The organism is Phenylobacterium sp., assembly GCF_036263695.1.
GTDB lineage: Bacteria > Pseudomonadota > Alphaproteobacteria > Caulobacterales > Caulobacteraceae > Phenylobacterium.
Genome location: NZ_DATAGM010000412.1, coordinates 1 through 6190, shown reverse-complemented (window position 1 = coordinate 6190; position 6190 = coordinate 1). Strand labels below are relative to the sequence as shown.

The following is a 6190-nucleotide window of genomic DNA, read 5'->3' as shown; positions in this document are numbered from 1 at the left end:
CCAGTTCATCATCTTGGTCAGGCGGGCGTTGTCCTCGGGCGACATGGCGTTGCGGAACTGCGGGAAGATCTCGTCCTCTTCCTCGCGGATGTGGTGCTGCAGCTCCTGATGGAATTCGCGGGCCCGCAGCAGCCACTGCGGGTCGGACGAGGAAATCCGGCGCAGGTCGTAGATGAAGGTCTTGATCTTGGCGTGGTCCTCGGTGAGGTGGCGCGAGGTGTCGGCCCGGGCGCCTTCCATCAGCGCCGGATAGATCACGTTCTCTTCCTCGATGGCGTGCTTGGAGAGGGCGTATGCGATCTTGGTCAGCAGCATCTCGCGCTTCACCACCTGTGACTCGTCGGTCTTCAGCAGCTGATCGAAGAGGCCCTCAACGAGCCGGTGTTCGGCGGTGAGCGCCTCGACCCAGTCGCCGGCCATCACCGACGGGGCCTGCATCACCGCCTTGCGGGCGTGCGGCAGGGCCAGCCCCGCGACGAAGCCGAGCGCGGCGCCGGCGGCCATCCGGCCGAAATTACCGCCTTGAGCCATGTTGTTCATCTGGTCATCTCCCGTTGGGGTGTCGGGCGGACAACCCGCATCGCGGAGCGATGTTCCGGCGGCTGACAAAAGGCGAAGCCCCTTGCGGAGAGAGGCGAGAGCGCCCTAATCGGCGCCATGCCGGGACGCGTCCAAGCCAAGATCTGCGGGGTCACCACGCCCGAGAGCGTGCGCGCCGCGCTGGAGGGAGGCGCCGAGTACCTGGGGTTCGTGTTCTTCCCGGCCTCTCCGCGGGCGCTGAAGATGGGCGATGCGGCGCGGCTGGCCGAGCCGCTGCGGGGAAAGGCCAAGATCGTCGCCCTGACGGTGGATCCCAGCGACGCCCTGGTGGACGAGATCCGCGAGGGGCTCGCCCCCGACCTGATCCAGCTGCACGGCAAGGAGAGCCCCAGCCGCGCCCGCGAGGTCGGCCAGCGGGCCGGCGCCGAGGTGATCAAGGTGCTGTCGGTCTCGGAGTCCCGCGACATCGATGCGGCCGGCCAGTACGAGGGCGCGGCTCATCACCTGATGTTCGACGCCAAGGCGCCGAAGGACTCGGACCGGCCGGGCGGCCACGGCTCGCCCTTCGACTGGACGCTGCTGGCCGGACGCCGCTTCGCCCGCCCCTGGTTCCTGGCCGGGGGGCTGGATCCCTGGAATGTGGCCGACGCCGTGCGCCTCTCCGGCGCGCCGGTGGTGGACGTTTCCTCTGGCGTGGAGCGCGGACCCGGACTAAAGGACCCCGCTTTGATCGCCGCGTTCCTCGACGCCGTCCGAAAAACCTGAGCCCTTTGAACGTCCCCGCCAAACCCAACGACTACACGGCCTATCCGGACGCGGCCGGCCGCTTCGGCCGGTTCGGCGGGCGCTACATGCCCGAGACGCTGATGCCCCTGGTCCATGACCTGGACGCGGCCTACAGCGCGGCCAAGGCGGACGAGGGCTTCCAGGCCGAGCTCGGCGGGCTGCTGCGGCAGTACGCCGGCCGGCCCTCGCCGCTCTATTTCGCCGAGCGGCTGTCGGAGCGCTTCGGTGCTCGCGTCTACCTGAAGCGCGAGGAGCTGAACCACACCGGCTCGCACAAGATCAACAACTGCCTCGGCCAGATCCTGCTGGCCATGCGGATGGGCAAGACCCGGATCATCGCCGAGACCGGCGCCGGCCAGCATGGCGTCGCCACCGCCACGGTCTGCGCCCGCTTCGGCCTCAAGTGCGTCGTCTACATGGGCGCGGTGGACGTGGAGCGGCAGAAGCCCAACGTCTTCCGGATGAACCTCCTGGGCGCCGAGGTGCGGCCGGTGCACTCGGGCTCGGCGACGCTGAAGGACGCCATGAACGAGGCCCTGCGCGACTGGGTCACCAACGTCCACGACACCTACTACCTGATCGGTTCGGCGGCGGGCCCGCACCCCTATCCGGCCATGGTCCGCGACTTCCAGAAGGTGATCGGCGAAGAGGTGCGTGAGCAGTGCCTGGCGGCCGAGGGCCGGCTGCCGGACGCCGTGGTCGCCTGCGTCGGCGGCGGCTCGAACGCCATCGGCCTGTTCTATCCGTTCCTGAACGACGACGTGAAGATCTTCGGCGTCGAGGCGGCGGGCGAGGGCGTCGACACCGATAGGCACGCGGCGGCGATCAACGGCGGCCGCCCGGGCGTCCTGCACGGCAACATGACCTACCTGCTGCAGAACCCGGAGGGCCAGATCACCGAGGCCCACTCGATCTCGGCGGGCCTGGACTACCCCGGGATCGGGCCCGAGCACGCCTTCCTGCACGAAGTCGGGCGCGCCAAGTACCTGACGGCCACCGACGCCGAGGCGCTGGCCGCCTTTCAGCTCTGCGCCGAGCTCGAAGGCATTCTTCCGGCGATCGAGTCCTCGCACGCGCTGGCCCGCCTGCCGGAGGTCTGCGCCGAGGTTGGCAAGCACGGCATTGTGGTGCTGAACCTGTCGGGCCGGGGCGACAAGGATGTGGCGACGGTCGCCGCGCATCTGGGGCGGCAGATTTGAGCAGAGAGCGGATCGAAGCCCGCTTCGCGGCGCTGAAGGCGGAAGGCCGCGCGGCCTTCGTCGCCTATGTGATGGCCGGCGACCCGGACGCGCAGACCTCGCTGGAGATCCTCAAGGGCCTGCCCGGCGCCGGCGCGGACCTGATTGAGCTGGGCTTTCCCTTCTCCGATCCGGTCGCCGAGGGGCCGCCCATCCAGCGCGCCGCCCAGCGGGCGCTCGCGGCCGGCATGACGCTCGAGGGCACTTTGCAGATCGTCCGCGACTTCCGGCTGGGCGACCAGACGACGCCGCTGATCCTGATGGGCTACCTCAACCTGATCGTCAGCCTGGGCTTCGGCGAGTTCGCCGCTGCGGCCGCCGACGCCGGCGTGGACGGCGTGATCGTCGTCGACTGCCCGGCCGAGGAGGCCGACCCGCTCGCCGATGCGCTCGACGCCGTCGGCCTGTCGCTGATCTTCCTGACCACGCCGACCACCGACGAGAAGCGCCTGCCGGTGGTGCTGAGGCGCGCCTCGGGCTTCGTCTACTACGTGTCCGTGGCCGGGGTGACCGGGGTGAAGGAGGCCGACGAGGCCGTCGTCGCCCCAGAAGTCGCCCGCATCCGAGCCGCCAGCGGAATGCCCGTTGCGGTGGGTTTCGGCATCCGCACGCCTGAGCGGGCGGCGGCGATCGCCCGCATCGCCGACGGCTCCGTGGTCGGCTCGGCCTTGGTGGACGAGATCGCCGAGGGCCTGGCCGTCAACGAAAGCGTGACAACAAGGGTGCTTTCAAAAGCGGAAACCTTGTCTAAGGCTGTGCGCTTCGCGCGAGTCGGAGTTGCGGTGTGAACCATGGCGATGGCTGAGCAACGAAACGACAAGCCGGGCCGGCCCCCCCAGGCCCCGAGGGAACGGGTCGGCTGGCTGGCCCGCATCGCGCCCGGGGTCCGCAACGCCTTCGCCAAGCGCGAAACGCCCGAGAACCTCTGGGTCAAATGCCCTGACACGGGCGAGATGATCTATCGGCCCGACCTGGAGGCGGCCCAGTGGGTCACCCCGGCCGGCAGCCACATGCGCATCGGCGCGGCGCTGCGCCTGAAGTACACCTTCGACGACGGGCAGTACGAGAAGATCGCCGCGCCCCACGCGCCGGAAGATCCGCTGAAGTTCCCCGACGAGCGGCCCTACGCCGAGCGGCTTAAAACCGCGCGCAAGGCCACCGGCGAATACGACTGCATGTCCATCGCCTTCGGCAAGATCCAGGGCCAGCCGACGCTGGTGGTGGTCCAGGACTTCGCCTTCATGGGGGGGTCTCTGAGCTCCGCCGCCGGCGAGGCCTTCATCAAGGCCGCCCACGAGGCCATCGCCCGCGACGTCCCACTGGTGATATTCACCGCCTCCGGTGGAGCGCGGATGCAGGAAGGGACCCTGTCCCTCATGCAGATGGCCCGCACCACGCTGGCGGTAAACGAGGTCAAGGCCAAGGGCCTGCCCTACATCGTGGTCCACACCGACCCGACGACGGGCGGGGTGATCGCCTCCTACGCCATGCTGGGCGACGTCCACCTGGCCGAGCCCAACGCCACCATCGGTTTCGCGGGCCGCCGGGTGATCGAGCAGACCATCCGCGAGACCCTGCCGCCGGGCTTCCAGCGCGCGGAGTTCATGCTGGAGCGGGGCCAGGTCGACAAGGTCGTCCGCCGCCCGGAGATCCCCCAGACTCTCGGCTCGATCCTCTCCACCCTGATGATGGGGCGTTCGCGTTCCAAGGCCGCCTAGTCTGCGCTAAGGCGGCAGTCCCCCTCCCCAGAGGGGGCGGAGAGCCCAACCATGTATGACGAAATCCGCGCCTTCGATGCGCTGATCGCGCGGCTGCGCGAGCGCTTCCCGAGCCTGATCGATCTGTCCACCAGCCGCATCGAGCGGCTGCTGGGCGAGCTCGGCCGGCCGCAGGACAAGCTGCCGCCGGTGATCCACGTGGCCGGCACCAACGGCAAGGGCTCCACAACCGCCAATCTGCGCGCCATCGCCGAGGCCGCGGGCCTGCGCGCCCACGTGCTGACCTCGCCGCACCTGGTCCGGTTCGCAGAGCGTATCCGCCTGGCCGGCCAGCTGATCAGCGAGGCCGAGCTGCGGGCGCTGATCGAACGGATGATCGCCGCCAACGCCGACCAGCCGATCAGCTTTAACGAGATGCTGACCGCCATGGCCATCGTCGCCTTCGCGGGCGAGCCGGCCGATGTAGCCGTGATAGAGGTGGGCCTGGGCGGCCGCTTCGATTCCACCAACGTCTTCGAGGCGCCCCAGGTCAGCGTCATCACGCCGGTGGACTACGATCACCTGGAGATGCTGGGGCCGGAGCTGTCCAAGATCGCCTGGGAGAAGGCCGGGATCATCAAGGCCGGCCGGCCGGTGGTGGTCGCCCGGCAGATGGAGGAGGCGCTCGAGGTCATCGAGGCCGAGGCGGCCGAGTTGGGCTCGGATCTGCTGCTGATGGGCCGCGACTTCGACGCCTGGGAAGAGCGGGGCCGGCTGCTGGTGCAGACCCCTGACCGGCTGCTTGACCTGCCGGCCCCGAGCCTTCCCGGGACCTACCAGTTCGAGAACGCCGGGGTGGCGGTGATGGCCGCCCTGACCTGGGGCGATCCGCGCATAGACGAGGACGCCCTGGCGCGCGGCGTCAGCTCCGCAGTCTGGCCGGCGAGGTTCCAGCGCCTGACCGCCGGCCCGCTCGGCGAACTCGCCAAGGCCCGGGGCGCCGACCTGTGGCTCGACGGCGGCCACAACCCGCACGCCGGCCGGGCGCTGGCGGAGACCTGCCGGCGGATGCTGGCCCGCGACGGCCGCCCGCTGGCGCTGATCGCGGCCATGTACGCCCGCAAGGACGCCCAGGGCTTCTTCGCCCCCTTCGCCGACCTGGAGCCGCAGGTCTTCACGACGGTGTTCGAGTCCGCCAACGCCTCGCCGGCCGAGACCTTGGCGGAGGCCGCCCGCGAGGTGGGCCTGCCCGCCGAAACGGCCCCCGATGTGGTCGAAGCGGTGAAGAAGGCCCTCGCCCTGCCCGGCCCCGCCCCGCACATCCTCATCTGCGGCGGCCTCCACTTCGCCGGCGAGGTGCTGGCGATGAGCCCCGAGACCTGGCCCACATGACCCCGCTCATCCCGGCGGAAGCCGGAATCCAGGCTGAGCCTGTGTCTGCGGAGCGGCGGGATGGGCCCCGGCTTTCGCCGGGGTGAGCGGTTGAGATTAAGCCAGCCCGAGCGTCGAGCGGTACTGCTCGTGCACCAGGTCGTGGTACTCGGGGTGCTTCTGGATGTAGCCGGCAACGAAGGGGCAGGTGGGCATCACCTTCTGGCCTTCAGCCCTCGCCCAGTCGAGCGCAGCGCGGACGATCTTGCTGCCCACGCCCTTGCCTTCGAAGGCCTGCGGAACCTCGGTGTGCGGGAACAGGATGCCGTTGGAGAGGCGGCGGTATTCGGCGAAGGCGACATCGTTTCCGACGCTGACCTCAAACCGGCCGTCCTCAGCGTTGTTCACCACCGTCAGGTCTTCGGTGCTCATGAGCCGCTCCGGAAGAGAAACGCCCCGGCCGATGGACCGGGGCGCTGAAACGCGAGGCTTAGGCGGCGCTCTGGACGCCGGATTCGGAGAGCCACTCCAAGATCTTATTCTTGGGCATGGCCCCGA

7 protein-coding genes are annotated in these 6190 nt (G+C 69.6%); 5 read left to right on the top strand and 2 right to left on the bottom strand.

Annotation, left to right across the window (positions count from 1 at the left end; all coding sequences use genetic code 11):
• Positions 1-540, bottom strand: a 540-nt coding sequence (locus VHK87_RS16525) for a hemerythrin domain-containing protein (protein ID WP_329635986.1), incomplete at its 3' end; no start/stop codon positions are given.
• A 117-nt stretch (positions 541-657) separates the two neighbouring features.
• On the opposite strand from VHK87_RS16525, the gene VHK87_RS16520 reads away from it, so the two are divergent.
• From VHK87_RS16520 to VHK87_RS16500, 5 genes are read left to right on the top strand one after another with little or no spacing between them, the layout of a single operon-like run.
• Positions 658-1305 (top strand): phosphoribosylanthranilate isomerase, encoded by a 648-nt coding sequence (locus VHK87_RS16520; protein ID WP_329635985.1) that lies wholly within the window; start codon positions 658-660, stop codon positions 1303-1305.
• 5 nt (positions 1306-1310) lie between these two features.
• A complete protein-coding gene (gene trpB / locus VHK87_RS16515) occupies positions 1311-2525 on the top strand; it encodes a tryptophan synthase subunit beta (protein ID WP_329635984.1) in 1215 nt (404 codons plus the stop codon).
• On the top strand, positions 2522-3352 hold the full coding sequence (gene trpA / locus VHK87_RS16510; RefSeq protein ID WP_329635983.1) for a tryptophan synthase subunit alpha: 831 nt from the start codon (positions 2522-2524) through the stop codon (positions 3350-3352). Before trpB ends, trpA begins: the two co-directional genes overlap by 4 nt.
• A gap of 3 nt (positions 3353-3355) precedes the next feature.
• Positions 3356-4282 (top strand): acetyl-CoA carboxylase, carboxyltransferase subunit beta, encoded by a 927-nt coding sequence (gene accD, locus VHK87_RS16505; RefSeq protein ID WP_329635982.1) that lies wholly within the window; start codon positions 3356-3358, stop codon positions 4280-4282.
• 51 nt (positions 4283-4333) lie between these two features.
• Positions 4334-5653 (top strand): folylpolyglutamate synthase/dihydrofolate synthase family protein, encoded by a 1320-nt coding sequence (locus VHK87_RS16500; protein ID WP_329635981.1) that lies wholly within the window; start codon positions 4334-4336, stop codon positions 5651-5653.
• 96 nt (positions 5654-5749) lie between these two features.
• Here VHK87_RS16500 and VHK87_RS16495 read toward each other — a convergent pair whose 3' ends face one another.
• Positions 5750-6064 carry a GNAT family N-acetyltransferase gene (locus VHK87_RS16495; protein WP_329635980.1) on the bottom strand — a complete coding sequence of 105 codons (315 nt, stop codon included), beginning with the start codon at positions 6062-6064 and terminating at the stop codon, positions 5750-5752.
• Positions 6065-6190 lie beyond the last annotated feature (126 nt).